The organism is Rhodococcus sp. ACS1 (genome assembly GCF_002300155.1).
Taxonomy (GTDB): Bacteria; Actinomycetota; Actinomycetes; order Mycobacteriales; family Mycobacteriaceae; genus Rhodococcus_F; species Rhodococcus_F koreensis.
The window spans coordinates 268568-292979 of the sequence record NZ_NSDZ01000010.1 but is presented as its reverse complement, the minus strand read 5'-3'; the positions used below and the strand labels follow the sequence as shown (position 1 = coordinate 292979).

At 68.4% G+C, this 24412-nt stretch carries 25 protein-coding genes and 1 pseudogene; 11 read left to right on the top strand and 15 right to left on the bottom strand.

Annotated elements, in window-relative coordinates; all coding sequences use genetic code 11:
* Nucleotides 1–16: 16 nt before the first annotated feature.
* The 6 genes from CJ179_RS39650 to mihF all read right to left on the bottom strand — a co-directional run bounded on the left by CJ179_RS39650 (nucleotide 17) and on the right by mihF (nucleotide 5926).
* Nucleotides 17–427, bottom strand: coding sequence for a DUF4233 domain-containing protein (locus tag CJ179_RS39650; RefSeq protein WP_095865161.1), 411 nt, complete (start codon nucleotides 425–427; stop codon nucleotides 17–19).
* The gene (locus CJ179_RS39645) at nucleotides 424–1851 is read right to left on the bottom strand and encodes a folylpolyglutamate synthase/dihydrofolate synthase family protein (protein ID WP_095865160.1); all 1428 of its coding nucleotides are present in this window, start codon (nucleotides 1849–1851) and stop codon (nucleotides 424–426) included. Before CJ179_RS39645 ends, CJ179_RS39650 begins: the two co-directional genes overlap by 4 nt.
* Nucleotides 1848–4556 carry a valine--tRNA ligase gene (locus CJ179_RS39640; protein WP_095865159.1) on the bottom strand — a complete coding sequence of 903 codons (2709 nt, stop codon included), beginning with the start codon at nucleotides 4554–4556 and terminating at the stop codon, nucleotides 1848–1850. The genes CJ179_RS39645 and CJ179_RS39640 overlap by 4 nt, the downstream gene beginning before the upstream one ends.
* A gap of 56 nt (nucleotides 4557–4612) precedes the next feature.
* A complete protein-coding gene (locus CJ179_RS53440) occupies nucleotides 4613–4765 on the bottom strand; it encodes a hypothetical protein (protein ID WP_009474026.1) in 153 nt (50 codons plus the stop codon).
* A gap of 230 nt (nucleotides 4766–4995) precedes the next feature.
* The gene (locus CJ179_RS39630) at nucleotides 4996–5463 is read right to left on the bottom strand and encodes an SRPBCC family protein (protein ID WP_095865157.1); all 468 of its coding nucleotides are present in this window, start codon (nucleotides 5461–5463) and stop codon (nucleotides 4996–4998) included.
* Between the two features lie 151 nt (nucleotides 5464–5614).
* The gene (gene mihF, locus CJ179_RS39625; protein ID WP_005248100.1) at nucleotides 5615–5926 is read right to left on the bottom strand and encodes an integration host factor, actinobacterial type; all 312 of its coding nucleotides are present in this window, start codon (nucleotides 5924–5926) and stop codon (nucleotides 5615–5617) included.
* 215 nt (nucleotides 5927–6141) lie between these two features.
* On the opposite strand from mihF, the gene CJ179_RS53435 reads away from it, so the two are divergent.
* The 3 genes and pseudogenes from CJ179_RS53435 (at nucleotide 6142) to CJ179_RS39615 (ending at nucleotide 7109) form a co-directional block, all read left to right on the top strand.
* The gene (locus CJ179_RS53435) at nucleotides 6142–6273 is read left to right on the top strand and encodes a hypothetical protein (RefSeq protein ID WP_257016020.1); all 132 of its coding nucleotides are present in this window, start codon (nucleotides 6142–6144) and stop codon (nucleotides 6271–6273) included.
* A gap of 72 nt (nucleotides 6274–6345) precedes the next feature.
* A pseudogene (locus CJ179_RS39620) lies at nucleotides 6346–6784 on the top strand (HNH endonuclease).
* A 64-nt stretch (nucleotides 6785–6848) separates the two neighbouring features.
* Nucleotides 6849–7109, top strand: coding sequence for a WhiB family transcriptional regulator (locus tag CJ179_RS39615; RefSeq protein ID WP_072946563.1), 261 nt, complete (start codon nucleotides 6849–6851; stop codon nucleotides 7107–7109).
* A gap of 43 nt (nucleotides 7110–7152) precedes the next feature.
* On the opposite strand, the gene CJ179_RS39610 is transcribed toward CJ179_RS39615, so the two are convergent.
* From CJ179_RS39610 to CJ179_RS39590, 5 genes are all read right to left on the bottom strand, one after another.
* On the bottom strand, nucleotides 7153–9201 hold the full coding sequence (locus CJ179_RS39610) for a prolyl oligopeptidase family serine peptidase (protein WP_095865156.1): 2049 nt from the start codon (nucleotides 9199–9201) through the stop codon (nucleotides 7153–7155).
* A 48-nt stretch (nucleotides 9202–9249) separates the two neighbouring features.
* Nucleotides 9250–10257: an iron-siderophore ABC transporter substrate-binding protein gene (locus tag CJ179_RS39605; protein ID WP_072946561.1), complete on the bottom strand. Its 1008-nt coding sequence runs from the start codon at nucleotides 10255–10257 to the stop codon at nucleotides 9250–9252.
* 61 nt (nucleotides 10258–10318) lie between these two features.
* Nucleotides 10319–10942 carry a GNAT family N-acetyltransferase gene (locus CJ179_RS39600; protein ID WP_095865155.1) on the bottom strand — a complete coding sequence of 208 codons (624 nt, stop codon included), beginning with the start codon at nucleotides 10940–10942 and terminating at the stop codon, nucleotides 10319–10321.
* Nucleotides 10943–11045: 103 nt separating this feature from the next.
* Complete coding sequence (locus CJ179_RS39595) at nucleotides 11046–11687, bottom strand: 3-oxoacid CoA-transferase subunit B (protein WP_072946559.1); 642 nt, start codon at nucleotides 11685–11687, stop codon at nucleotides 11046–11048.
* On the bottom strand, nucleotides 11684–12433 hold the full coding sequence (locus CJ179_RS39590; protein ID WP_087559495.1) for a CoA transferase subunit A: 750 nt from the start codon (nucleotides 12431–12433) through the stop codon (nucleotides 11684–11686). Before CJ179_RS39590 ends, CJ179_RS39595 begins: the two co-directional genes overlap by 4 nt.
* A 152-nt stretch (nucleotides 12434–12585) precedes the next feature.
* On the opposite strand from CJ179_RS39590, the gene pcaH reads away from it, so the two are divergent.
* From pcaH to CJ179_RS39560, 6 genes are read left to right on the top strand one after another with little or no spacing between them, the layout of a single operon-like run.
* Nucleotides 12586–13314, top strand: coding sequence for a protocatechuate 3,4-dioxygenase subunit beta (gene pcaH, locus CJ179_RS39585; RefSeq protein WP_072946557.1), 729 nt, complete (start codon nucleotides 12586–12588; stop codon nucleotides 13312–13314).
* Nucleotides 13314–13955 carry a protocatechuate 3,4-dioxygenase subunit alpha gene (pcaG, locus tag CJ179_RS39580; RefSeq protein ID WP_072946556.1) on the top strand — a complete coding sequence of 214 codons (642 nt, stop codon included), beginning with the start codon at nucleotides 13314–13316 and terminating at the stop codon, nucleotides 13953–13955. The genes pcaH and pcaG overlap by 1 nt, the downstream gene beginning before the upstream one ends.
* Nucleotides 13956–13984: 29 nt before the next feature.
* Nucleotides 13985–15337 (top strand): 3-carboxy-cis,cis-muconate cycloisomerase, encoded by a 1353-nt coding sequence (gene pcaB / locus CJ179_RS39575; protein WP_095865154.1) that lies wholly within the window; start codon nucleotides 13985–13987, stop codon nucleotides 15335–15337.
* Nucleotides 15334–16527, top strand: a complete 1194-nt coding sequence (gene pcaD, locus CJ179_RS39570) for a 3-oxoadipate enol-lactonase (protein WP_095865153.1) — start codon at nucleotides 15334–15336, stop codon at nucleotides 16525–16527. The genes pcaB and pcaD overlap by 4 nt, the downstream gene beginning before the upstream one ends.
* Nucleotides 16524–17321, top strand: a complete 798-nt coding sequence (locus CJ179_RS39565) for an IclR family transcriptional regulator (protein ID WP_072946553.1) — start codon at nucleotides 16524–16526, stop codon at nucleotides 17319–17321. The genes pcaD and CJ179_RS39565 overlap by 4 nt, the downstream gene beginning before the upstream one ends.
* A 33-nt stretch (nucleotides 17322–17354) precedes the next feature.
* Nucleotides 17355–18566, top strand: a complete 1212-nt coding sequence (locus tag CJ179_RS39560) for an acetyl-CoA C-acetyltransferase (protein WP_072946552.1) — start codon at nucleotides 17355–17357, stop codon at nucleotides 18564–18566.
* A gap of 73 nt (nucleotides 18567–18639) precedes the next feature.
* Here CJ179_RS39560 and CJ179_RS39555 read toward each other — a convergent pair whose 3' ends face one another.
* Entirely contained in the window at nucleotides 18640–19131 is a 492-nt protein-coding gene (locus CJ179_RS39555; RefSeq protein ID WP_072946551.1) for a metallophosphoesterase, read from the bottom strand.
* 37 nt (nucleotides 19132–19168) lie between these two features.
* Nucleotides 19169–20083, bottom strand: a complete 915-nt coding sequence (locus CJ179_RS39550) for a shikimate dehydrogenase (protein WP_095865152.1) — start codon at nucleotides 20081–20083, stop codon at nucleotides 19169–19171.
* A 109-nt stretch (nucleotides 20084–20192) separates the two neighbouring features.
* On the opposite strand from CJ179_RS39550, the gene CJ179_RS39545 reads away from it, so the two are divergent.
* Together CJ179_RS39545 and CJ179_RS39540 are read left to right on the top strand one after the other, a co-directional pair.
* Nucleotides 20193–20870 carry a TetR family transcriptional regulator gene (locus CJ179_RS39545; protein ID WP_072946549.1) on the top strand — a complete coding sequence of 226 codons (678 nt, stop codon included), beginning with the start codon at nucleotides 20193–20195 and terminating at the stop codon, nucleotides 20868–20870.
* A 122-nt stretch (nucleotides 20871–20992) separates the two neighbouring features.
* The gene (locus CJ179_RS39540) at nucleotides 20993–22393 is read left to right on the top strand and encodes an MFS transporter (protein ID WP_095865151.1); all 1401 of its coding nucleotides are present in this window, start codon (nucleotides 20993–20995) and stop codon (nucleotides 22391–22393) included.
* Nucleotides 22394–22453: 60 nt separating this feature from the next.
* Here the strand turns inward: CJ179_RS39540 and CJ179_RS39535 are convergent, their stop codons facing one another.
* Together CJ179_RS39535 and CJ179_RS39530 are read right to left on the bottom strand one after the other, a co-directional pair.
* On the bottom strand, nucleotides 22454–23269 hold the full coding sequence (locus CJ179_RS39535; protein WP_072951781.1) for an ATP-binding cassette domain-containing protein: 816 nt from the start codon (nucleotides 23267–23269) through the stop codon (nucleotides 22454–22456).
* Nucleotides 23270–23274: 5 nt separating this feature from the next.
* The gene (locus CJ179_RS39530; RefSeq protein ID WP_072951783.1) at nucleotides 23275–24333 is read right to left on the bottom strand and encodes an ABC transporter permease; all 1059 of its coding nucleotides are present in this window, start codon (nucleotides 24331–24333) and stop codon (nucleotides 23275–23277) included.
* Between the last annotated feature and the right edge of the window lie 79 nt (nucleotides 24334–24412).

Below are 24412 nucleotides of genomic sequence, written 5' to 3'. Positions count from 1 at the left end.
CGCACAGCCTAAATGGTCAGCCGCGCTGCCCCGGCAGCAGGCCCCGCTCCATTCGCTGACGCACATTCCGGCGGAAGTAGAGGAGGTAGCCCCACAGGATGGCGAAGACCACCCCGACCGAACCGATCGACACGTGGACGAAGAAACCGAGCAGGAGCCCCACCTGCAACAACAGGTTGTACTTCATCGCCCAGGGGCGGCCCTGCAGGCCGGCCCCGAGGATCATGAGCACCGCGAGCCCCACCAGGTACGTCCCGGACCACCAGGTGAGTCCGCCGCCGACCGTCGCGACGACCGGCAGGGCGAGAAGCACCACGATCGCTTCCAGGATCAGAGATCCCGCGACCACGCCGCGGAAGCCCTTCCACGGGTCCTTGGTCGGCGGGCCGAACTCCGGTTCCGAAGCACGGTGGTCCTGCTCGCTCACGCTGGGTCCTTTCCGAAGAGGGTGCGGGCCGCACCGGCGGTCACCACGGATCCGGTGACCACGACGCCCGCCCCCGATACTGCCTCACCGGGCTCGGCGACCTCCTCGGCCAGTCCGATGGCCGTTTCCAGCGCGTCCGCGAGGGTCGGCGCCACCACGACCCGTTCGTCGCCGAATTTGGCGACCGCGAGATTGGCGAGATCCTCGACGTCCATCGCCCGCGCCGAACCGTTGTGGGTCACCACGAGCTCGTCGAACACCGGTTCCAGCGCCGACAGAATGCCGTCGACGTCCTTGTCCCCCATCACGCTGACGACGCCGACAAGCTTGCGGAAGTCGAATTCGGCGGTCAGCGCGGCGGCGAGCGCACGGGCGCCGTCCGGATTGTGCGCGGCGTCGAGGAAGACGGTCGGTGCGCTGCGCACGCGTTCGAGCCTGCCGGGATTGACGACCGAGGCGAACCCCTCCCGGATCGCGTCCTGGTCGAGCTGCCGTTCCGGGCCTGCACCGAAGAACGCCTCGACCGCCGCGAGTGCGAGGGACGCGTTACGCGCCTGGTGCTCCCCGTGCAGGGGCAGGAAGATGTCGGTGTAGACCCCGCCGAGGCCCTGCAGTTCGAGCTGCTGGCCGCCGACGGCGATCTGCCGGGCGAGCACCGTGAATTCGGAGCCCTCCCGCGCGACCGCGGCATCCACCTCGACGGCACGGCGGAGCAGCACGTCCATCACTTCCGGCGCCTGTTCGGCGAGGATGGCGACCGTGTCGCGGGGCACGAGCGCGTCCTCGCGACCCTTCTTGATGATGCCGGCCTTCTCCTGCGCGATCCCGGCGAGGTCGTCGCCGAGATACTCCGCGTGGTCGAGGCTGATCGGGGTGATCACCGCGATCTGCCCGTCGATGACATTGGTTGCGTCCCAACGCCCGCCGAGGCCCACCTCGACGACGGCCACGTCGACGGGCGCCTCCGCGAACGAGGCGTACGCCATCGCGGTGAGCACCTCGAACTTGCTCATCGCCGGGCCGCCCGCCGCCTGCGACTGCTGGTCGATCATCTGCACGTACGGTTCGATCTCCCGGTACGTGTCGACGTAGCGGCGCGGCGACACCGGGCGTCCGTCGATGCTGATCCGCTCGGTGGCGAGCTGCAGGTGCGGGCTGGTGGTGCGGCCCGTGCGCCGGTGCAGCGCGGTGAGCAGTGCGTCGACCATCCGCGTCACCGACGTCTTGCCGTTGGTGCCGGTGACGTGGATCGCCGGGTACCCGTGCTGCGGTGACCCGAGGATGTCCATCAGGGCCGCGATTCGGCTCAGCGACGGCTCGATCTTCGTCTCGGGCCACCGCTTGTCGAGTTCCGCCTCGACCAGCGTCAACTCCGCGAGGTCGACGGGGCTGACTTCCTCCGGCGTGAAGTCGGGCGAGGTCACGCGCCTTCCAGCTCCTTCAATCGCTTGGTGATGCGTTCGATTTCTTCTGTCGCGATCTGCTGACGCGTCCGGATCTTGTCCTTGACGGCGTCGGGAGCCTTGGCCAGGAACGCCTCGTTGGAGAGCTTCGCGGTGGTTCCGGCGAGTTCCTTCTGCGAGGCCGCGAGGTCCTTCTCCAGCCGCGCCTTCTCGGCGCCGAGGTCGACGTTGCCGGACGTGTCGAGGTCCACCGTGACGGTCGCCTTGCTCAGGCGCACCTCCACCGAGGCCGACGCGGCGAACCCGTCCTCCGGGTCCGTCAGCCGGGCCAGCGACGTAACCGCGGCGAGTTGCGTGTTCAGATCGGCCTCGGCGATCCCGCTGATCCGGGCGGGCACCCGCTGCGACGGCTTGAGACCCTGATCGCTGCGGAACCGGCGCACCTCGGTCACCAGTCGCTGCATGTCCTCGACACGCTGCGCCGCAACCACATCCGCGGCGTCCTCCGCTGCCTGCGGCCACTGCGCCACGACGACGGACTCGCTACCGGTGAGCGCCTTCCACAGGGTCTCCGTGACGAACGGGATGACCGGGTGGAGCAGGCGCAGCAGCGCGTCGAGGACGTTGCCGAGCACTGCCCTCGTGTTCGCGGCGACCGTGTCGTTCTCGGCGAACTGCACCTTGGCCAGCTCGAGGTACCAGTCGCAGACCTCGTCCCACGCGAAGTGGAACAGCGCCTCGCACGCCTTGCTGAACTCGTACCGGTCGAACGCGGTGTCGACGTCGCCGCGCACCTGGTCGAGGCGGTCGAGGATCCACCGGTCCGCGTCGGTCAGTTCGCCGCGGGCGGGCAGCGGCGCGGGTGCGGCCCCGTTCATGAGGGCGAATTTGGTCGCGTTGAACAGCTTGGTCGCGAAGTTCCGGGACGACTGCGCGTGGTCCTCGCCGACGGACAGGTCGCTGCCGGGGTTGGCGCCGCGGGCCAGCGTGAAGCGGAGCGCATCGGCGCCGAAGCGGTCGACCCAGTCGAGGGGGTCGATGCCGTTGCCCCGCGACTTCGACATCTTCTTGCCGAACTGGTCGCGAACGAGGCCGTGCAGGAACACGTCCTGGAACGGCATCTGCGGTCCGGACTTGCCTTCGCTGAACACCCCGTCGCTTCGCTCGCCCCGCCCGGCAATCGCGTCGTCCTCCGACACGTACGTGCCGAACATCATCATCCGCGCCACCCAGAAGAACAGGATGTCGTAACCGGTGACGAGAACACTTGTGGGATAGAACTTCTCGAGCTCGGGCGTCTTCTCGGGCCAGCCCATGGTCGAGAACGGCCACAGCCCGGAGGAGAACCAGGTGTCGAGGACGTCGGGGTCCTGCACCCAGCCCTCGGGCGCGGCCTCGTCCGGTCCGAAGCACGCGACCTCGCCGTCGGGGCCGTACCAGATCGGGATCCGGTGACCCCACCACAGCTGCCGCGAGATGCACCAGTCGTGCATGTCGTCGACCCAGGCGAACCATCGCGGTTCCTGACTCGCCGGGTGAATGACGGTGTCACCGTTGCGGACCGCGTCACCCGCCGCCTTCGCGAGAGACTCGACCTTCACCCACCACTGCAGCGACAGGCGCGGCTCGATGGACTCGCCGGTGCGCTCGGAATGCCCGACGCTGTGCAGGTAGGGCCGCTTCTCGGCGACCACGCGGCCCTGCTCGGCGAGCGCCTCCCGCACCTTGACCCGCGCCTCGAAGCGGTCGAGACCGTCGAATTGCGTTCCCGTGTCGGCGATCTTGCCGGTCTTGTCCATGATGGTCGGCATCGGCAGGTTGTGCCTCAGGCCCATCTCGAAGTCGTTGGGGTCGTGCGCCGGAGTGATCTTGACGGCGCCGGTGCCGAATTCGGGGTCGACGTACTCGTCCGCGATGATCGGGATGTCGCGGCCGGTGAAGGGGTGCTCGAGCGCCGTCCCGATCAGGTGCTTGTAGCGCTCGTCATCGGGATGGACGGCGACGGCGGTGTCGCCGAGCATCGTCTCGACACGGGTGGTGGCGACCACGACGTGCGGTTCGTCGTCGTTCAGGGAGCCGTACCGCAGGGAGACCAGCTCACCCTCGACGTCCTCGAACTTCACCTCGATGTCGGAGATCGCGGTCTGCAGCACGGGCGACCAGTTGACGAGTCGCTCGGCCCGGTAGATCAGACCGTCGTCGTACATGCGCTTGAAGATGGTCTGGACGGCGCGGGAGAGCCCGTCGTCCATGGTGAAGCGGTCGCGGCTCCAGTCGACGCTGTCACCGATGCGGCGCATCTGGCCGCCGATGGTGCCACCGGACTCCCGCTTCCAGTCCCAGACCTTGTCGATGAACAGTTCGCGGCCGAAGTCTTCCTTCGTCTTGCCGTCGACGGCGAGCTGCTTCTCGACCACGGTCTGCGTCGCGATGCCCGCGTGGTCCATGCCCGGCAGCCACAGCACCTCGTAGCCCTGCATCCGCTTGCGTCGGCTCAGCGCGTCCATCAACGTGTGGTCGAGAGCGTGACCCATGTGCAGGCTGCCGGTCACGTTGGGCGGCGGCAGAACGATGGAGTACCCCGGCTTCTCGCTGTGGGGGTCCGCACGGAAGTAACCGGCGTCTACCCAGCCCTGATACAGATCGTCCTCGACGGAACTGGGGTCCCAGCTCTTCGGGAGGGCATCGGCACGGTTCTGGGGATTTTCTGGAGCTGCACTGGTCACCCGTCGAGTCTAATGAACGCGCGGACGACCCACGACGGGGCTACCGTGCGGCCCCGCTACTGGTCGCTGAACAGCGCGCGGTGCACTTCGGTGGCGGTGCGGTGTTCCGGGTCGACGGGACGTAGCGCCTCGCCGGCGTCTTCTCCGCCTGCCTGGGATCCTGCGGTGCTGTGCAGCTCGGAGAAGAGCTGCACGTGGTGGTCGTTCAAGGGATTCCTCCGGTTCGTCTGCCGCATCCGATGCGGCAACCACTCGAGAATGTCGAGTATGCATCGAAACCCCCGCCGATCGGCGGCGACACGGCGACGGCGCGCCGGTGGTAACGAAATGCGCTGACCCGACGACTATCCGGGCGTGCCTGCCGGAACCGGCGGGACACCGACCTCGCTGACCGCAACCCCCGACTGTGGTCAGCGAGGTCGACACATCAGCTGCCGCGCTATTCGCCCCGGCCTCTTTCGGCGTCCCGCTTGGCGAACGCGAGTTGAATCTCCCAGCCTTCGACATTGCCCTCGATAGCGGACGCGCGACGCTCGACGCTCGGGTACAGGGCGGCGAATCCGGACTCGACGACGCGCAGGAGGGTGCCACCGTCCCGCTCGGACAGGAAGAATTCGACCAGGGTGGACGTGCCCTCCCCGAGGGGCCGCGCGGGATCGTCTCCGCCGCGGAACGAGACGTAGTGGGGTGCGTCGGACTTGACGGGAAGAATCGGGAAGCGTCCGTACGGGGGGAACTCCACGACGAAGACGTCGCCTTCGCGTGTGGTGGTGGTCTTGCCGGGATCTCCGTCGCCGATGAACCAGCCGGGTTCACTCACCAGCCGGAACACCCGCTCGATGGGGGCGTCGATCTGGATCTCGCGCTCGATCCTGTCCTGGGACGTATCCGCAACGCTCATGATCATCCTCACCTCTCGACAATGTGCTACCCCACGGTTGCACATCGGCGGTTCCTTGTGCAACCCTTAGATTGCACTCGATCGGAACAATGAGGGAAACGCATCCGGGTGCCCACCCCGACGCCGGACGGTGTGGGACGGGCACCCGGGAAACGTGTCAGCTGAAGTGCGCCAGCAGGGCGTCGCGCTGACGGTCGCCGAGGCCACGGAGGCGGCGGGTGGGCGCGATCTCCAGATTGGCCATGATCTCCTGGGCCTTGACCTTGCCGATCTTCGGCAGGGCCTCCAGGATGGCGCTGACCTTGGTCTTTCCGATGATGTCGTCGACATCAGCCTTGGAAAGGACCTGCTTGAGGGTGATGTCACCGGACTTGAGCTTGTCCTTGAGCTCTGCGCGTGCCTTACGAGCGGCGGCGGCCTTCTCGAGAGCTGCTGCCCGCTGTTCGTCAGTGAGCTGGGGAAGTGCCACGATGTCTCCTTCATTCGGGGTACGTATCGAACACCGTAGCGATTGAACGGCCACTTCACCGCATCCATCGGACGTGTCGCGCATCCTTGTCCGATTCGAAGGTCCCCTGTTCGCGGGTCCCACGGCGCGAAAAATGCCAGGACGCGGGCGCAGCGGTGTGCCATGCTCGACGTGTTCCGATCGGTGCACACGTCGACTCGAGGAAGGAAGTAGCCATGCGCGCACCGCCTGCTGCCCACGCAGTCGCGTTGCGCCCGTCACACCCGGGCAACGCCCCTTCCTTCCCGGCCTGCCGGCAAGGCGAACGCGGGATCATGCCCGCCGCGAAGACCCAGCGCTCCGCCTGACACGCAGAAATCGACGACCGTCGCCCGGCGTGCCTCCACCGCCACGAACCGACGACAGAACCGAGAACACCCGTGAGGTACGTATCCCGTAACCCGCCCTCGACCACCCTCGACGCCTACAACTGGTCACGCGCGGCCGTGCTGGTCCTCAACGTCACATATGAGGCGCTCTGTGAGATTCCCGCGGAACGCGCAGTAGTGCTGATCGGTGTCGGCGCGGCCGAGACGGTCGCCGATCGGGAGCCGCCGTTCCCGATCCGGTCGCAGCACGTCGAGATCAGCCTGCCGCAGACCATCCGTCTGCTGCGGTACGTCTACGTCCAGCACTCCGTGCTGGTGACCGACAGCAGTCGCGCGACGTTCGCGGGTGGCGTGCTGCGCCCCCTGTAACCAGAGGAAGGCCGATCGCACACCGGAGGAGGCAGGGATGCCGCTCCTGTGGGAGCCGAAGGCGCCGCGGCACATCGAAAAGGCGCAACGGCAGATCTGGCGGGATCTCGCGGCGGTGTAGCCGCGAGATCCCCGGGTATTCCGCCTCCACCGACCGAGTTCTCCCGGAAAGGGGAGATATCCCGATGACCGACGTCCTGGACACGACCCTGTCCACACTGCTGCCCGTCTCCGACGATCCCGCCGGATGGGTCGACGCCGCGTGCCGCAACGACCCCGAGCCGGACCGGTGGTTCCCTTTCCCGACAGAGGATTTCGCGTACGCGCGTGACGTGTGCCGGCACTGCGCGCTGCGGATCCGCTGTGAGCTCTTCGCCAGGGCGACCGCTCAGTCCGGGGTGTGGGGCGGCAAGGAGTTCGACCGGGGCCGCGAGAGGCGGGCGTGACTCCGCCCGGCGCGGCCCCTGCCCCCGCCCTACCTGCTGACGCCTACTTGCCCAGGATCTCGGGCAGCGCGACGTCCTCGCCCCGCACGTGCTCCGAGAGGAACGACAGCACCACCTGGTACCAGACCTTCGCGTTCTGCGGGGTGAGGATCCAGTGGTTCTCGTCGGGGAAGTAGAGGAAGCGGTGGTCGGTGACCCCGTCGTCGTCCGCGGGCAACCCCGACTCGGACAGCAGCTCGAACCACAGCCGCAACCCGTCACCGATCGGGACGCGAAAGTCCTTGTCGCCGTGGATGACCAGCATCGGTGTCACGATGTCCGCGACGTACAGGTGCGGTGAGTTCTCCACCGCCATCTCGGGAGTCATCTCCCGCTGCCAGTACCAGGCGGCGTCGGTGGTGGGGCCGAACTGGTCCAGCGCCCACAGGCTCGCGTGGGTGACGATCGCCTTGAACCGGTCGGTGTGCCCGGCGATCCAGTTGGCCATGTATCCGCCGAACGATCCGCCCATCGCCGCGGTGCGCTTCTCGTCGATCTCGGGCAGCGCCACCGCGGCGTCGGTGATCGACATGAGGTCGGTGTACGGCGCCTTGCCCCACTTCCCCCAGCCGCGTTCGACGAACGCCTGCCCGTAGCCGGTGGACAGGGCCGGATCCGGCAGCAGCACGGCGTATCCCCGCGCCACCAGAAGCCACGGGTTCCACCGCCACGACCAGGTGTTCCACGAACCCAGGGGGCCGCCGTGCACCCACAGCGCGAGCGGCACCGGCGCGTGGGCAGAGGCGCCGGTCGGCACCGCGAGCCACGCGCGCACCGCCGCGCCGTCCGCGGCGACCGTCTCGACCTCCGTCAGCGTGCCCGGGAGTTCGGGGAGGTCCGCGGGCGCCTTCAGCAGCGACACGGCGCCGGTGGTGATGTCGATGCGCACCGGGTGCGGCGGCGCCGCGTACGACGCCCGCAGCGCGAACACCGTCGACCCGTCCGGAGCGACCTGCAGGTCGGTGTAGGCGGAGTCGTCGGTCGTGACCGGCGTGGGGTCCGCGCCGTCGCGGAGGAGGAAGATCGGTGCGCGCCCGCGGTCGTCGGCGGTCACGAGGAGACCCGAGCCATCGGACAACCAGGCCACGGACGTGGCCCACCGGTCCCATCCGGGCGCCACGTCCGTGACGGTGCCGGTGTCGAAGCTGTACCGGTGCAGCGTGAATCGCGGCGCGGAGTCGGGTGCCGCATGCGATTCCCGCGTGAACACGACGTGCCGTCCGTCCGGGGAGATCACCGGGTCCGACAGGTCGGCGTCGCCGTCGTCGACGAGGACGGTGCGCGCCCCCGTCTCGGTGTCGACGCGCACCAGGATGTTCCGGATCGACGCCAGCGGGCCGGGAACCGTCCACGACGTCACGACGAACGCGCCGTCGTCGCTCAGCGCGTAGTCCGCCTCCCGCAGCGCCGGACCCGGCATCGGTGTGAGGTCGGTGAGCTGCGGCTCCTGCCCGTTCTCCGCGAGCGCGTCCAGCGGGGCGGACAGCAGGTGGGGCACGTCGGGACCGAGATCGTGGTCCCAGTAGCGGATCGGGTAGCCCGTGTGCAGGATCGCCGAGACCTTCTTCTCCTTGCGCTCGGCGCGCACCCGCTCGTCGTCGGCGGACTCGCCGGATCTCCCCAGAACGCCCGTGGTGACGACGAAACGCGGCGCGCACCGGGCCGCACGCACACCGGTGATGCCGCCGCCGCGTCGCGCGACGATCACGGCCTCGCCGCCCCGCGCGGGCAGGCGCCACAGGTCGTCGGGAAGGTCGTCCTCGTCCTGCGTCGGCCGGGAAGACGTGAAGAGCAGGTCGCCGTCACTGGTGAACGTCGCGTTGGACTCCCCGGTGCGGCCGCGGGTGAGCCTGCGCGCCGCGAACTCGCCGGTGGGATCGATCTCCCACAGCGCGGTGACGTACTTCGTCGACTTCTCGTCGAGCGTCGACTGCGCGACGACGAGCCTTCGCCCGTCCGCCGACAGCGCGAGGCCGCCGACGCGACCGAGCGCGAGATAGTCGTCGAGGTCGTCGAAAGGAGTTCCGGCGTGGAGTTCAGGAATGGCGGTCACGAGTCGTTGGTATCACGAATCGGGCTCACCCCGTCACACATCCGCGTCTCAGGCGAGCAGGGGCGCGACCCGCGGCGGGATCTCGTTCAGTGCGTACGGCAGGCTCAGTACGGTGCTCCACGCCATCGCCTCGGCGGCGTCGTCCTCGAGCGTGATCGTGCGGCCGGCCTTCACCACGTCGAGTTCCTGATAGATCGGCGTCTTGTCGAGTTCCGCGCGCAGCTTGTCGCCGTAGCCGCCGCCCGCGTACCAGACGAGGAGGTCGACGTTCGCCAGCGACAGCTGTTCCGTGCTGATTTCCGCGAAGTTGCCGGTGATCTGTTCCGTCACAGGGGGGTTCACGAAACCGAGTTCGGTGAAGAAGCGGACCTTCGGGTCCTCCGGGCCGTACACACCGAACTGTCCCGGCCCCTTGAGCGCACCGACGAGGACGGTCTTTCCCGCGAACGCCGGGTTGGCGGCCCGGACGTCGGCGAACTGCGTCTCGACGCCGGACACGAGTTCGGCGGCCTTGTCCTTCTTGCCGAGTGCGTCGCCGAGAATCCGCGTCTGGTCCTGCCACGGGACGCCGTAGTCGGCGAACTCCTTGGGCTGCGCGATCGTCGGCGCGATGGCGCTGAGCTTGTCGTACTGGGCCTGGGTGAGGCCGGAGTAGGTGCCGACCACCAGGTCCGGTGCGACCGCGGCGACCTTCTCGAAGTCGATGTTGGTGGACGCCGTGCCGACGATCTCCGGCTTCGCGTCGCCGAGGAGGTCCTGCGCCCACGGCCACACGCCGTAGGGGTAGTCGCCGTACCAGTCGAACGTGCCTGCCAGCGGGCCACCGAGCGCGAGGATCGTGTCCTGGTCGTTGTAGCCGACGCTGACGATGCGCTGCGGGTCCGTCGGCACCTGGGTTTCGCCGTACTTGTGGGCGACGATGGGGCCCGTGGGCTCGTTGCCGCCGCCTTCGCCGTCCGAGCTGCTGCAGGCCGCGGCGAACGCGAGCAGCGCTCCCCCGGTACCCAGGAGGAATCCGCGTCGGCTGACGCCGATCCTCTGTTGTCCCACGTTCATGCGGCGACCCTCTCGTCTACCAGGTTTCCGATCCACTTAGGTAAGGCTTGCCGAGCTTAGCCTAAGGGTTCACGCGGACGGGTTCCCGCCACATCGCCCACAGTGTCGGCCCGCCGTCCGGGATCCGGATCTCACCGGTGACGTCGAAGCCGAACCGCTGGTAGTACGAAATGTTGTCCTTCTTGCTCGACTCCAGGTACGCCGGGATGCCGTCGGCATCACACCGGTCGAGCCGCGACCGCAACAACGCCGTCCCGTAGCCGCCACCCCGCCCCGTGCTCGACGTCCCGATCGTCGCCAGGTACCAGTGCTCGGGGTCCACCGGGTGCGCGTCTTCGACGGTTCCGCTCACCGCGGCCCCGACGCCCAGCCGGGTGCCGAACGCGCGGACCAGCCCCGGCAGACTGAGGAGCGACGACAAAGTCGACTCCTTCCAGCCGCCCGGCGGATCCCACATGGCGGCCCCGCGGATCACACCGTCGCCGTCTTCGGCCAGTTCGGCCCCGCCCCCGGCGAGGTGGTGATGGCCGATCTCCACCGAGAACAGCCTCGGCAGACCACGCCGCCTGCGCTCCGGATCCGGCCACATCCACACCATCACGGGGTCGTCGAAGAACGCGTCGGCGAGGACCCGCGCCAGTTCGGGGATGTCGGATTTGGTCGCGGCCCGCACGCTCACACCCATGCCCAGAGGGTACGGGCCTGCCATCGCTGTGGGCGGGAACGACCGGCCGCCACCCGCGGTTCGTGTCGGGCGGCGGCCGGTCGGACCTTCTAGGTCGGACCTTCTAGACGGTGGCGTCGACCAGGAGTTTCGCGCCGGTGGCCGCCTGGACGTCCTCGACACTGTGGCCGGGTGCGGTCTCGACGAGCCGCAGGCCGTCGGGGGTGACGTCGATGACGGCGAGATCGGTGACGATCTTCTGGACGCAGCGCTTGCCGGTGTACGGCAGCGTGCACTCCTCGAGGATCTTGTGCTCACCCTTCTTGGTGACGTGGTCCATCATCACGATGACCTTGCCTGCGCCGTGGACGAGGTCCATCGCGCCGCCCATGCCCTTGACCATGGCGCCGGGGACCATCCAGTTGGACAGGTCGCCGTGGCTGCTGACCTGCATGGCGCCGAGCACGGCCACGTCGACGCTGCCGCCGCGGATCATCGAGAAGGAGTCGGAGGAGGAGAAGAACGCGCCGCCGGCGACCACGGTGATGGTCTCCTTGCCCGCGTTGATCAGCTCGGGGTCGACCTCGTCCTCGGTCGGGTACGGCCCGACGCCGAGGATGCCGTTCTCCGAGTGCAGGATGACGTCCTTGCCGGCCGGGATGTGGCCGGGGATCAGGGTCGGCATGCCGATGCCGAGGTTGACGTACTGCCCGTCCTCGAGTTCGGCTGCGACCCGGGCCGCCATCTCGTCACGCGTCCAGCTCATGCCCGCACCGTCCTGTTCTCGATTCCCGTTTCCTGCTTGCCGACCTCGACCACACGCTGGACGAAGATGCCGGGGGTGTGCACCTCGGCGGGGTCGATCTCGCCGGGCTCGACGAGGTGTTCGACCTGCGCGATGGTGATGCGACCGGCGCCCGCGGCGTCGGGGTTGAAGTTGCGGGCCGTCTCCCGGTACACGAGGTTGCCGAGCCGGTCGCCCTTCCACGCGTGGACCAGCGCGAAGTCGGTGCGGATGGCGCGTTCGAGAACGAAGGCCTCCCCGTCGAACTCGCGCGTCTCCTTGGGCTTGCTGGCGACCGCGATGCCGCCCTTGCCGTCGTAGCGGATCGGCAGACCGCCGTCGGCGACCTGCGTTCCGACACCGGCGGGGGTGTAGAAGGCGGGGATGCCCGCTCCCCCGGCGCGCATGCGTTCGGCCAGCGTGCCCTGCGGGGTGAGCTCGACCTCCAGCTCTCCGCTGAGGTACTGCCGCGCGAATTCCTTGTTGGCGCCGACGTACGAGCTGATCGTGCGCCGGATCCGGTGCTGCTCGAGGAGCAGACCCAGACCGAAACCGTCGGTGCCGCAGTTGTTGCTGACCGTCTCGAGGTCGGTCGCACCCTGTGCGAGGAGGGCGTCGATGAGGACCGAGGGGATACCGACGAGGCCGAAGCCACCCACTGCGAGGGACGCTCCGTCGGGGACGTCGGCAACGGCCTCGGCCGCCGTTGCGAAGACTTTGTTGACCATGTGACCCAGGCTACCGCAAAATGTTCGAGTAGTGAACACCCATCCACATTGCGAACAAATTGCGCCCCGCCTATTGGCCCCATCACAGAACGCGACTACTATGTGCGAATAGCGGCCGACTGTTCACATCGAGAACGTGAGGATCTTCTTCCATGCTGCATCTGCCAGCCCACTACCAAGCCGGGCACGAAGCCAATGCCCCGCTGCTGTTCCCCGAGTACAAGACGACTCGGCTGCGCAGCCCCAAGAACGACCTGATCCTGATCCCGCAGCGACTCGGCGAGATCACCGGTCCGGTCTTCGGCGACGCCGACGTCACCAAGGGTGAGAACGACATGACCCGCGCCAACGGCGGCGAGGCCCAGGGTCAGCGGATCATCGTCCACGGCCGGGTCCTCGACAGCGCCGGGAAGCCCATCCCCGACACCCTCCTCGAGGTGTGGCAGGCCAACGCCGGCGGCCGCTACCGCCACAAGAACGACTCCTGGCCCGCGCCGCTCGACCCCCACTTCAACGGTGTCGCGCGCTGCCTGACCGACAAGCAGGGCCACTACGAGTTCACGACGATCAAGCCCGGCGCGTACCCGTGGGGCAACCACCACAACGCGTGGCGGCCCGCACACATCCACTTCTCCCTCTTCGGTCAGGCGTTCACCCAGCGCCTGGTCACGCAGATGTACTTCCCGGACGATCCGTTCTTCTTCCAGGACCCGATCTACAACTCGGTGCCCGAAGCGGCGCGCGAGCGGATGATCAGCACGTTCGACTACGACCAGACCCGCGAGAACTGGGCCGTCGGATTCAAGTTCGACATCGTCCTGCGCGGCCAGGACGCCACCCCGTTCGAGGACACGCCGTTCAACAAGACGGAGGGCCACTGATGATCGACACCCAGAACCCGGACGCCCCGCGCTACCCGGTCTTCGCCAAGAGCCAGGACGAGGTGCCGTTCGGCGTCACCCCGTCCCAGACCGTCGGCCCGTACGTCCACATCGGCCTGTTCCCCACGTGGGAGAACAGCGGCGACGCCGTCCCCGAGGATGCTCCCGGACGAATCGACGTGTCCTTCAACGTCATCGACGGCGCCGGTCAGCCCATCGGCGACGCGATGATCGAAACCTGGCAGGCAGATGCCGCGGGGCGGTTCGACAGTCCTGCCGATCCCCGCGGTGCCGCCGAGGCGACTCCCGCCGGATTCCGCAGCCTGGCACGCGTGTTCGCCGACGAGAGCGGCACGATCGTGGTGCACACCGTCAAGCCGGGCACTCTCCCCGCCGAGGACGGCGCAGTCGAGGCCCCGCACATCAACGTCGGGCTCTTCGCCCGCGGCATGCTCGAGCGCCTGTACACGCGCCTCTACTTCCCGGAGGATACGGACGCCCACGCATCGGACCCCGTGCTCGCCGCCGTCCCGGAAGCCGACCGCCCCAAGCTGATCGCGGAGAAGACCGATCGCGGATACCACCTGACGATTCACGTGCAGGACACGGACGGACGGGAAACCCCGTTCTTCGCCCTGTAATCGGCCGCAAACCCAGAAAGGTGTCGCGTGTGAACTCTCCGGAGACCTCCCGGGGTGCCCTGTTCGATCCGACGTTCGGTGCCGGCGAGTTGTCGGCGCTGCTCTCCGACCGGGCGTGGGTCACCGCGATGGTCGAGGTCGAGGGGGCACTGGCCCGGGCGGAGGCGAAGTGCGGCGTCATCCCCGCCGCGTCCGCCGACGCGATCTCCTCCGTGTTCGCGCGAATCGTCGCCGACGGCTCCGTGGACGTCGGGGCCCTCGGCGACGCGGCGGCCGCGGGTGGCAATCCGGTGATCCCGCTGGTGAAACTGCTCCGCAGCGAGGTCGCGGCCACCGAGGCCGGGGTGCCCGGAGGCCACGTGCACAAGGGCGCCACGAGTCAGGACATTCTCGACACGGCCCTGATGCTGCTGTGCCGCCGGTCGGGCGCGCACGTACTGGCGTCCCTCGACGAGGCGGTGCTGTGCGCCGAGGCCCTCTCGCGGGCCCAGCGCGGCACCCCGATCGCCGGCCGCACCCTGGGCCAGCAGGCCTTGCCCACCACGTTCGGCGTCCTCGCCGCCGGGTGGATGACCGCACTGCACAGGGCTTCTCGCGCACTGTTCGACGCACTCGACGGCCTTCCCGTGCAATTGGGCGGCGCGGCCGGAACGTCCGCCGCGCTCTACCCGCACGGCCTCGACGTCGCCGACATCCTCGCCGACGAACTCGGACTCGCACGCCAGGACGTGCCCTGGCACACCGACCGCACCCGCATCGCACTGCTCGCGTCGGCGCTCGGAACGGCCGCGGGCGCGGTGTCGAAGATCGCCACCGACCTCGTGTTCCTGTCGTCCACCGAGGTCGCCGAGGTCAGCGAAGGGTCGCCCGGCGGTTCTTCGGCCATGCCGCACAAACGCAATCCGGTGGCCGCGATCACCGCCCGCGCCGCGGCCCGCCGCACCCCGGGACTCGTCGCGACGATCCTCGGCTCGATGGATCACGAGCAGCAGCGCGCCGCCGGCCCCTGGCATGCCGAGTGGGAAACGCTCACGGACCTGCTGCGCCTCACCGGTGGCGCCGTCGCGCGGATCGCCGACTCGCTCGGCGGACTGAACGTCCACCCCGACGCGATGGCCCGCAACCTCGACATCACCGGCGGCCTGCTCCTCGCGGAACGGGTCACCGGAGCCCTGTCCGCCCACACCGACAACGCGCGGGACCTCGTCACCGCCGCCTGCCGGAGCGGGCACCGACTCGACGAGGATCCGGGGCTCCTCGAATACCTGCCTGCGGACGAGATCCGCGCCCTGCTCGACCCTGCCGGGTACCTCGGCCACGCCCACGACATCGTCGACCGCGCACTGGACACAGTGGCCCGCGGCCGGGAAGGAACGCGATGACAGTCGCACTTGCACACGAAATCTCCGGACCCCGCAGCGGCGCGGCCGACGCCCCCGTCGTCGTCCTGCTCGGATCGCTCGGCTCCAACCGGTCCATGTGGGACCCGCAGATCGCGGCGCTGTCCGACGAATGCCGGGTCGTCGCCGTCGATCAGCGGGGCCACGGCGAGTCGCCCGCACCGGACGGGCCGTACTCCGTCCGCGAACTGTCCGAGGATGTTCTCGCCCTACTCGACGCCCTCGGAGTCGACGCCGCCCACTTCGTCGGACTGTCCATGGGCGGCGCGATCGCCCAGTGGCTCGGCGCGCACACCCCGCGGCGGGTGCTGTCGCTGTCGCTGCTGTGCACCGCCGCGAAGTTCGGCGAACCGCAGGGATGGATCGAACGGGCCGCCGCGTCGCGCGCCGAGGGCCCCGAATCGCTCGCCGATGCCGTCGTCGCACGCTGGTTCAGTGAGGGCCTGGCCAAGCGGGACCCCGAATTCGTCCGGCACTACCGCGACATGATCGCGTCGACGTCGCCCGAGGGATACGCCGCGTGCTGCGACGCCCTCGCCGACTGGGACTTCACCGCCGACCTCGCCCGGATCAGCGCACCGACACTGGTGATCGCGGGCGAGGAGGATCCGTCCACCCCGCCGTCGGTCATGCAGGTCCTCGCGGACGGCATCACCGGCGCCCGGTTCGAGGTGCTCTCCCCCGCCGCCCACGTCGCGAACCTCGAGCAGGCGGGCGCCGTCACGGCGCTGCTGCGCGAACACATCGCCGGCGGCGGATACGCGCGCGGACGACGCGCCGCGCACGCACAGGGCATGACCGTGCGCCGCTCGGTGCTCGGCGACGCCCACGTGGACCGCTCCGTCGCGGGGACCACCGACTTCACGGCACCGTTCCAGGACTTCATCACCCGCACCGCGTGGGGCGACATCTGGTCGCGCCCCGGGCTGGACCACGAACTGCGCCGGCTGCTCACGATCGCCGTCCTCACCGCGGTCGGCAACGAGCACGAACTCGACATGCACATCCGGGCCGCCCTCCGCGCGGGCGTCGACGCCGACACCATCGGCGAAGTGCTCCTCCACACCGCCGTCTACGCGGGAGTGCCCAACAGCAATCTCGGGTTCGCCCTCGGCAAGCAGGCCCTCGCCGACCTGGCCGCCGAGCCGACAGTGGAGGATTCGCAGACATGACAGCCACCGAACCGACGGAGAAGATCCTCCCGTCCCCCGACTACGTGCAATCGCTGGCCCGGGGCCTGGCCGTGATCCGCTGCTTCGATCACCAGAATCAGCGGCGCACGCTCAGCGACGTCGCCCGCGCCACCGACCTGACCCGCGCCACCGCGCGCCGGTTCCTGCTCACCCTCGTCGAACTCGGCTACGTGGCCACGGACGGTTCCGCATTCTGGCTCACCCCGCGGGTCCTCGAACTCGGGTACAGCTACCTGTCGAGCCTGTCACTGCCGGAGGTCGCGCAGCCGCACCTCGAGAAGTTGAGCCACAAGGTCCACGAGTCGTCGTCGGTGTCGATCCTCGACGGCGCCGACATCGTGTACGTCGCCCGCGTGCCCGTCAGCCGGATCATGACGGTGGGCATCACCATCGGCACCCGGCTGCCCGCGTACGCCACCTCGATGGGACGGGTCCTGCTGGCGGGACTGCCCGACGACGAACTCGACGCGTACCTCGAGAAGCTCGACATCCAGCGGCTCACCGAGCGCACGATCACGGCCCGCGACGAGCTGAAGGCCGCGATTCTCGCGGTCCGCGCGGACGGCATCTGTGTTCTCGACCAGGAACTCGAGGCGGGCCTGCGGTCGATGGCCGCACCGATCCGCAACGCCTCCGGGCTCACCGTCGCCGCGGTGAACATCTCCACGCCGGCCGCGCGGTACAGCCTCGAGGATCTGCATTCCGATCTCATCCCGTCGCTGCGGGTCACCGCAACCGACATCGAACAGGACCTCGCCACCGTCAACCGTTGACGGTGGCGAGGAATCTTCACGAAAGGCCTTTCCATGCGTGACGTCGTCATCTGCGAGCCCCTCCGGACGCCGGTCGGGCGGTTCGGCGGAGTGTTCAAGGACATCACTCCCCAGAGCCTCGCCGCCACCGTCATCACGGCGCTCGTCGAACGCACCGGCATCGACGGCAGCCAGATCGACGACGTCATCCTCGGTCAGGCGTCCCCGGGCGGAGAGGCCCCGGCCCTCGGCCGGATCGCCGCCCTCGACGCCGGACTCGGCATCGACGTCCCCGGCATGCAGGTGGATCGCCGCTGCGGATCCGGTCTGCAGGCCGTCATCACCGCCGTGCTGCAGGTGGCGTCCGGCGGCAACGACCTCGTGCTCGCCGGCGGCGCCGAATCCATGAGCCAGGCCGAGTTCTACACCAACCCCAACATCCGCTGGGGCGTCAAGGGCGAAGGGGTGCAACTCGCCGACCGGCTCGCCCGCGCCCGCGTCACCGCCGGCGGCGCGAACTTCCCCGTGCCCGGCGGCATGATCGAGACCGCCGAAAACCTGCGCGCCGAGTTCGACATCAGCCGTGAGGACCAGGACGCGCTCGCCGTGCAGTCGCACCAGCGGGCCGTCGCCGCGCAGGAATCGGGGCGCTTCGCCGAGGAGATCGTCGGAGTGACGGTACCGCAACGCAAGTCGGACCCGCTCGTCGTCGACAAGGACGAGCACCCGCGCGCCGACACCACGGTGGAGTCGCTGTCCAAGCTTCGCGCCATCCGCTCCAAGATCGACTCCGCCTCCACCGTCACCGCCGGCAACGCCAGCGGACAGAACGACGGCGCCGCCGTGTGCATCGTGACGACCGCCGAGAAGGCGAAGGAACTGGGACTGAAGCCCCTCGCCCGGATGGCGTCGTGGGCCGTGGCCGGGGTCCCGCCGCGCACCATGGGCATCGGCCCGGTGCCCGCCACGGAGAAGGCGCTCGGTCAGCTCGGACTGTCACTGTCCGACCTGGGTGTCATCGAACTGAACGAGGCCTTCGCCGCGCAGACCCTCGCCGTCCTCCGCAGCTGGGACCTCGACCCCACCGACGAACGCCTCAACCCCAACGGGTCCGGCATCTCGCTCGGGCACCCCGTCGGAGCCACCGGCGGTCGCATCCTCGCCACCCTCCTGCGGGAGATGGACCGTCGCGAATCCCGCTACGGGCTCGAGACGATGTGCATCGGCGGCGGTCAGGGACTGGCCGCGGTGTTCGAGCGGGTCTGATCCAGCGGCTTTCAGCGCACGCACATCGGCGAGCAGGCTCCGGGCCTGCTCGCCGATGTGCGTCCGGGGCCGGTCACAACCGGTGCAACTCCACGTCGCCGAGTTCCCCGTCGCGCACGGTGGCGGTCAGGTACGTGCAGTGCGGCTGACGCCGCCGATCGGTCGGCGATCCCGGGTTCAGCAGTCGCAGACCGGTTTCCGTGGTGGTGTCCCAGGGAATGTGGCTGTGCCCGAAGACCAGGACGTCGGTGTCCGGGAAGGCGGCCGACATCCGTTTCTCCCTGCCAGCGGCGGCCCCGGTCTCGTGCACGACGGTGATGCGCACACCGTCCAGGGTCACGTCGGCTCGCTCCGGCATCAGGGCCCGCAGGTCGTCGCCGTCGTTGTTGCCCCAGCACGCCACGAGTCGCGCCGAGCGTGAGCGCAGCGCCTCGAACGTGGGGAGATCGACCCAGTCGCCGGCGTGGATCACCACGTCGGCGCGGTCGACCTCGTCCCACACCCGGGCGGGCAGGTCTCGCGCCCGTTTCGGGACATGAGTGTCGGCGAGCAGCAATAACCTCACCGTGACAGTCTGCGCCGCCGTGTGGCAGACGCGGGCCTTACGCGCCCGCGAGCGCGGCGGCGTCCTCCGCTTCCAACAGCAGACCCATGTACTCACACATCCGCTGGGCGTCCGGTTCGAGGCCGGTGAAGATCCGGAAGGAGTCGACGGCCTGACCGATGGTCATGCCGATTCCGCTCAGCGTCCGGGCGCCGATTTCACGGGCGCGGCGGAGGAGTTCGGTCTCGGCCGGACGGTAGACGACATCCGCGACCCACAGGTCGGGGCGCAGCAGTGCGGCGTCGAGTGCCATGCCGGGGTGTGCCGCCATGCCGATCGGCGTCGCGTGGATGAGACCCTGGGCCGCACCGACCGCGGCGGGAACGGCGGCGAGGTCGCCTGCCTGGATCTCCCGGTCCGGGAACAGTTCGGCGAGCGAGTCGCGCAGAGCCGTCGAGCGCGTGGCGTCGGCGTCGATGATCGTGAAGTGTCCGACGCCCCGGGTGAGGGCTGCGTAGGCGACGGCCGCTCCGGCCCCGCCCGCCCCGAGTTGCACGACGCGGTTCATCGGCGCGCCTTCGAGGCCCTCGTCCATGTTGCGCGCAAATCCGGACCAGTCGGTGTTGTGGCCGATCAGGCGCCCGCCGTCGATGTGGACCGTGTTGACCGCGCCGAGTTTGCGGGCGTCGTCGGACAGGTCGTCGAGCAGCGGAATGATCGCCTGCTTGCAGGGATGCGTGATGTTGAGCCCGTTGAATCCGAGGAGCTTGGCGGCGCCGAGGAGCCGCGGCAGTCCCTCGACACCCATGCCCAGCGTGTCGAGGTCGAGGATCCGGTAGACGTACCCGAGACCCTGCGCGCGACCCTCTGCCTCGTGCAGCGGCGGGGTCAGCGATTTCGAGATCCCGGTGCCGATCAGACCGCACAGGTAGGACGGGCGGGCGGTGGGGGCATCGAGGTCACGAGAGGTCATGGGGATCACTTCCGGGAGAGGGCGAGAACTAATTAACTATCTAGTGAGTTATGTCACGGTAGCATACCTCCATACCGCGCGGAAGACAGCACAGGCAGGAGTTCCAGGAATGACACGAAGCGAGACCACGGGCGCCATCCCCGAGAAGCAGGCGGCCAAGCGCACGCGCAATCCCGAGAAGACCCGGGAGAACATCCTGCGGGTGGCGATGACGGAGTTCGCCGACAAGGGCCTGACCGGGGCCCGCATCGACGAGATCGCGGCGAAGACCGCCACCACGAAACGGATGCTCTACTACTACTTCGGCGACAAGGACGGCCTGTACCGGGCGGTCCTGCAGCGCGCCTACGAGGAGATTCGCTACGAGGAGTCCCAACTCGACGTCGACCACCTCGAGCCGGCCGAGGCGATCCGGGCACTCGCCGAGCTGACGTTCGACCATCACGAGGCGCACCCCGATTTCATCCGCCTCGTCGCGATCGAGAACACCAATCGCGGCGTCAACCTCGTCCAGGCCGAGGGCCTCCCCGAGACGCAGGCGCCGGCGATCCGCACGCTCGATCGGATCCTCCAGCGGGGGCAGGACGCGGGCATCTTCCGCACCGACACGACGGCGCTCGACATCCACATGCTCATCAGCTCGTACTGCGTCTTCCGGGTGGCGAATCGGTACACGTTCAAGGCGCTGTTCGACTGGGATCTCACCGGCGCGGAGAACCGCCCCCACCTGCGCGCAATGATCGGCGACGTCGTCCTGGCCTACCTGCAGCAGCCGGGAAAAGTATGAACTAACTATTTCGACCATTATTGACTCGAGGCTGTGACCTGGGTTACCTTGCTTATACGACCTACGAACACCTGCTCGTTCGAGCCGCCAGTGTTCACATTCCTCGCTCCCCAGGAGTATCGATGACCATCGACTACGGCACCGGCGTCTCCGGTCGAAATGGTGACGGCAAAGGCCGCTCCTCCGTCGACCCCAACGCTGATCCCACCAACGCGAAGAAGGCCGCGAAGGCCGCCTTCTTCGGCAGCCTGCTCGAGTACTACGACTTCTACATCTTCGCCTCGGCTGCCGCGCTGGTGTTCCCGCACGTGTTCTTCGAGGGATCGAAGAACCCGCTGCTGCTGTCGCTGGCCACGTTCGGCATCTCCTACGTCGCACGCCCCATCGGTGCCGTGTTCGTCGGACACTTCGGCGACCGGGCCGGGCGCAAGAAGGTGATGATGTTCTGCCTGGTGCTCATGGGCGTCGTCACGTTCCTGATCGGCTGCCTCCCGTCGTCCGAGCAGGCCGGGATGGTCGGCCCGGTGCTGCTGGTGCTCCTGCGCATCTGCCAGGGCGTCTCCGCGGCCGGCGAACAGTCGGGTGCGGGCTCACTCACCCTCGAGCACTCCCCCGCTCACCGTCGCGGCTTCTTCTGCAGCTGGACGCTCACCGGCACCCAGGCCGGCTTCATCGTCGCGAGTCTCGCGTTCATCCCCGTCGCCGCACTGCCCGACGAGACCCTCTACAGCTGGGGCTGGCGCGTCCCGTTCTGGTGCAGCCTGCTCGTCCTCGTCGTCGCCTACATCGTGCGTCGCAAGCTCGAAGAGCCCGAGATCTTCATCGCCAACAAGGAGGCGCTGGACGAGGCGCCCGCCCCGCTGCCCGTCGTCGACCTCTTCCGCACGCACTGGCGCGACGTTCTGCGCGTCGTCTTCTGCGCCTTCATCGCCGTCGTCAGCACCGTGTTCTCCGTGTTCGGCCTCGCATACGCCACCACCCCGGAGATCGGGATGAGCCGCACCACCATGCTGTGGGTCGCGATCGCCGCCAACACGGTGGCCCTCGTCTCGCAGCCGCTGTTCGGCATCCTGTCCGACCGCATCGGCCGCAAGCCTGTGTTCATCGGCGGCGCAATCGGTTCGGCCGCCGGAATCTTCCTGTACTTCGCCGCGATCGGCACCGGCAACGTCACGATGATCTTCCTGGCGGGCATCCTGCTGATGGGTGGCGTCTACGCCGGGACCAACGCCATCTGGCCCGCGTTCTACGCCGAGATGTTCTCCTCACGGGTTCGCTACTCCGGCATGGCGATCGGCACTCAGCTCGGTTTCGCTCTGGCCGGTTTCGCACCGACCATCGCCCAGGCCCTCCGCGGCGGCGACCCCAAGAACTGGGTGCCGGTGGCGATCTTCACCGCCGTCTGCGCACTCATCGCCGCGGCGTCCGCCTCCACCGCCAAGGAGAACTCCCGCACCCCGCTGCTCGACCTCGACAAGGAGGACGTCGCGCTCACGAAGACCAAAGCGAACGCGAAGGTCTGATCCACTCGGAAACGAACGATGCGCCCGGCACGTGTGCCGGGCGCATCGTCGTGTCGGTTCCTAGCGCCGGAGTTCGTGGGTGAGTGCTTCGAGTTCGTCGCCGCCGGCCATCTGCTGGGTGAGTTCTTCGAGGCTGATCTCGTCGAAGGTGCAGTCCAGTTTCTGCCGGCCGCGGTTGAGGAGCACGAAGTGGTCACCGACCATGTAGGCGTGGTGCGGGTTGTGGGTGATGAACACGACCCCGAAGCCCTGTTCCTTGGCGGCGGAGATGTAGCGCAGCACCATCCCGGACTGTTTGACACCGAGGGCGGCGGTGGGCTCGTCGAGGATCAGGACGCGGGCGCCGAAGAAGATCGCCCGGGCGATCGCCACGCACTGGCGCTGACCGCCGGAGAGCGAGCCGATGGGGGCGTCGACGTCGGGCAGCTCGATGCCCATCTTCGACAACTCGGACATCGTGGTGGCACGCATACCGTTCGCGTCGAGGGTCTTGAGCGGTCCCTTCCGCAGTTCCTGGCCGAGGAAGAAGTTGCGCCACACCGGCATCAGCGATACCACCGCCAGGTCCTGGTACACGGTGGCGATGCCCTTGGACAGGGCCTCCTTCGGGGAGCCGAACGTGAGGGCTTCACCGTCGACGAGCAGCTCACCCTCGCTCTGCTGGTGCAGCCCGGCCATGATCTTGATCAGGGTGGACTTGCCGGCCCCGTTGTCGCCGAGCACACCGGTGACCTCCCCGGCCTTCACGCGCAGGTTGATGTCCTGCAGGGCGATGATGTTGCCGTACTGCTTGCCGACGTGTTTCAGTTCGATCAGCGGGATCTTGTCGCCACCACCGGGTTCGGTATCGACGGGCATCTGTTCGATGGTACTCATACGGGTCACCTCTTGGCGGCGTAGTTGCGGAAGGCATTGTTGGCGATGACCGCGAACAGCAGCATCGCGCCGAGGAAGAACTTGAACCAGTCCGGGTTCCAGCCGGCGTAGACGATGCCCTGGTTCGTCATACCGAAGATGAACGCGCCGATCGCGGCGCCGATCGCGGTGCCGTACCCGCCGGTGAGCAGGCAGCCACCGATCACCGCGGCGATGATGTAGAGGAACTCGTTGCCGATGCCCTGCCCGGACTGGACGGTGTTGAACGAGAACAGCAGGTGCATGCCGACGAACCAGGCGGCGAACCCGACGGTCATGAACAACCCGATCTTGACCCTGGTGACCGGGACGCCGATGGCGCGGGCGGAGTCCTGGTTGCCGCCGACGGCGAAGATCCAGTTCCCGATCCGGGTCTTGAACAGCACCCAGGTGGCGATCGCGGTGAACAGCAGCCACCACAGCACGGTGATCCGCACCGACACCCCGCCGACGACGAACGAGGACGCGAACACCTTCTTCGCCGAGTCGAACCCGGCCATGTCCGAGACGCTGGGGGTGGCGACCTGCCCGGTGACGAGTTTGGTGACGGCCAGGTTGATGCCGGTGAGCATCAGAAACGAGCTCAGGGTGATCAGGAAGCTGGGGATCTTCGTCTTCATCACCAGGTAGCCGTTGAAGAACCCGACCGCGAGCGAGACCACCAGGGCGAGGGCGGCGCCGGCCCACAGGTTCAGGTGCAGGTTGTAGGCGATCATCGACGCCGCCAGCGAGCTGGTGGTGACCGCGACGCCGGCGGAGAGGTCGAACTCCCCGCCGATCATCAACAGCGCCACCGCGCACGCCATGATCCCGATCGTGGAGGAGGCGTAGAGCACCGTGGCCAGCGCCTCGGGACTGCGGAACGGGGGTGCGACGACCATGAAGAAGACGAAGATCGCGATCGCACCGAACAGGGACCCGATCTCGGGGCGGACCAGCAGCCGTTGCAGGCGTTTTTGTTCCTTCACCCGTTCGTCGTGGACGACCTTGTGACTGGCAAGGTCCAGATCTTGCTGTGTGGACATGATTTCCTCTCCGCGCCGGTGGATCTCAGCGTTGTGCGGTGCCGGCCGGTCCTGCGACCGGGTCGATGGTGACGGTGAT

Coding starts and splice junctions, on each gene's coding strand:
- CJ179_RS39630 (WP_095865157.1), bottom strand. CDS start 5,463: ATGATCATGAGCGTTGCGGATACGTCCCAGGACAGGATCGAGCGCGAG.
- CJ179_RS53435 (WP_257016020.1), top strand. CDS start 6,142: ATGCGCGCACCGCCTGCTGCCCACGCAGTCGCGTTGCGCCCGTCACAC.
- CJ179_RS39615 (WP_072946563.1), top strand. CDS start 6,849: ATGACCGACGTCCTGGACACGACCCTGTCCACACTGCTGCCCGTCTCC.
- CJ179_RS39605 (WP_072946561.1), bottom strand. CDS start 10,257: ATGAACGTGGGACAACAGAGGATCGGCGTCAGCCGACGCGGATTCCTC.
- CJ179_RS39600 (WP_095865155.1), bottom strand. CDS start 10,942: ATGGGTGTGAGCGTGCGGGCCGCGACCAAATCCGACATCCCCGAACTG.
- CJ179_RS39595 (WP_072946559.1), bottom strand. CDS start 11,687: ATGAGCTGGACGCGTGACGAGATGGCGGCCCGGGTCGCAGCCGAACTC.
- CJ179_RS39590 (WP_087559495.1), bottom strand. CDS start 12,433: ATGGTCAACAAAGTCTTCGCAACGGCGGCCGAGGCCGTTGCCGACGTC.
- pcaH (WP_072946557.1), top strand. CDS start 12,586: ATGCTGCATCTGCCAGCCCACTACCAAGCCGGGCACGAAGCCAATGCC.
- pcaG (WP_072946556.1), top strand. CDS start 13,314: ATGATCGACACCCAGAACCCGGACGCCCCGCGCTACCCGGTCTTCGCC.
- pcaD (WP_095865153.1), top strand. CDS start 15,334: ATGACAGTCGCACTTGCACACGAAATCTCCGGACCCCGCAGCGGCGCG.
- CJ179_RS39565 (WP_072946553.1), top strand. CDS start 16,524: ATGACAGCCACCGAACCGACGGAGAAGATCCTCCCGTCCCCCGACTAC.
- CJ179_RS39560 (WP_072946552.1), top strand. CDS start 17,355: ATGCGTGACGTCGTCATCTGCGAGCCCCTCCGGACGCCGGTCGGGCGG.
- CJ179_RS39550 (WP_095865152.1), bottom strand. CDS start 20,083: ATGACCTCTCGTGACCTCGATGCCCCCACCGCCCGCCCGTCCTACCTG.
- CJ179_RS39545 (WP_072946549.1), top strand. CDS start 20,193: ATGACACGAAGCGAGACCACGGGCGCCATCCCCGAGAAGCAGGCGGCC.
- CJ179_RS39540 (WP_095865151.1), top strand. CDS start 20,993: ATGACCATCGACTACGGCACCGGCGTCTCCGGTCGAAATGGTGACGGC.
- CJ179_RS39535 (WP_072951781.1), bottom strand. CDS start 23,269: ATGAGTACCATCGAACAGATGCCCGTCGATACCGAACCCGGTGGTGGC.
- CJ179_RS39530 (WP_072951783.1), bottom strand. CDS start 24,333: ATGTCCACACAGCAAGATCTGGACCTTGCCAGTCACAAGGTCGTCCAC.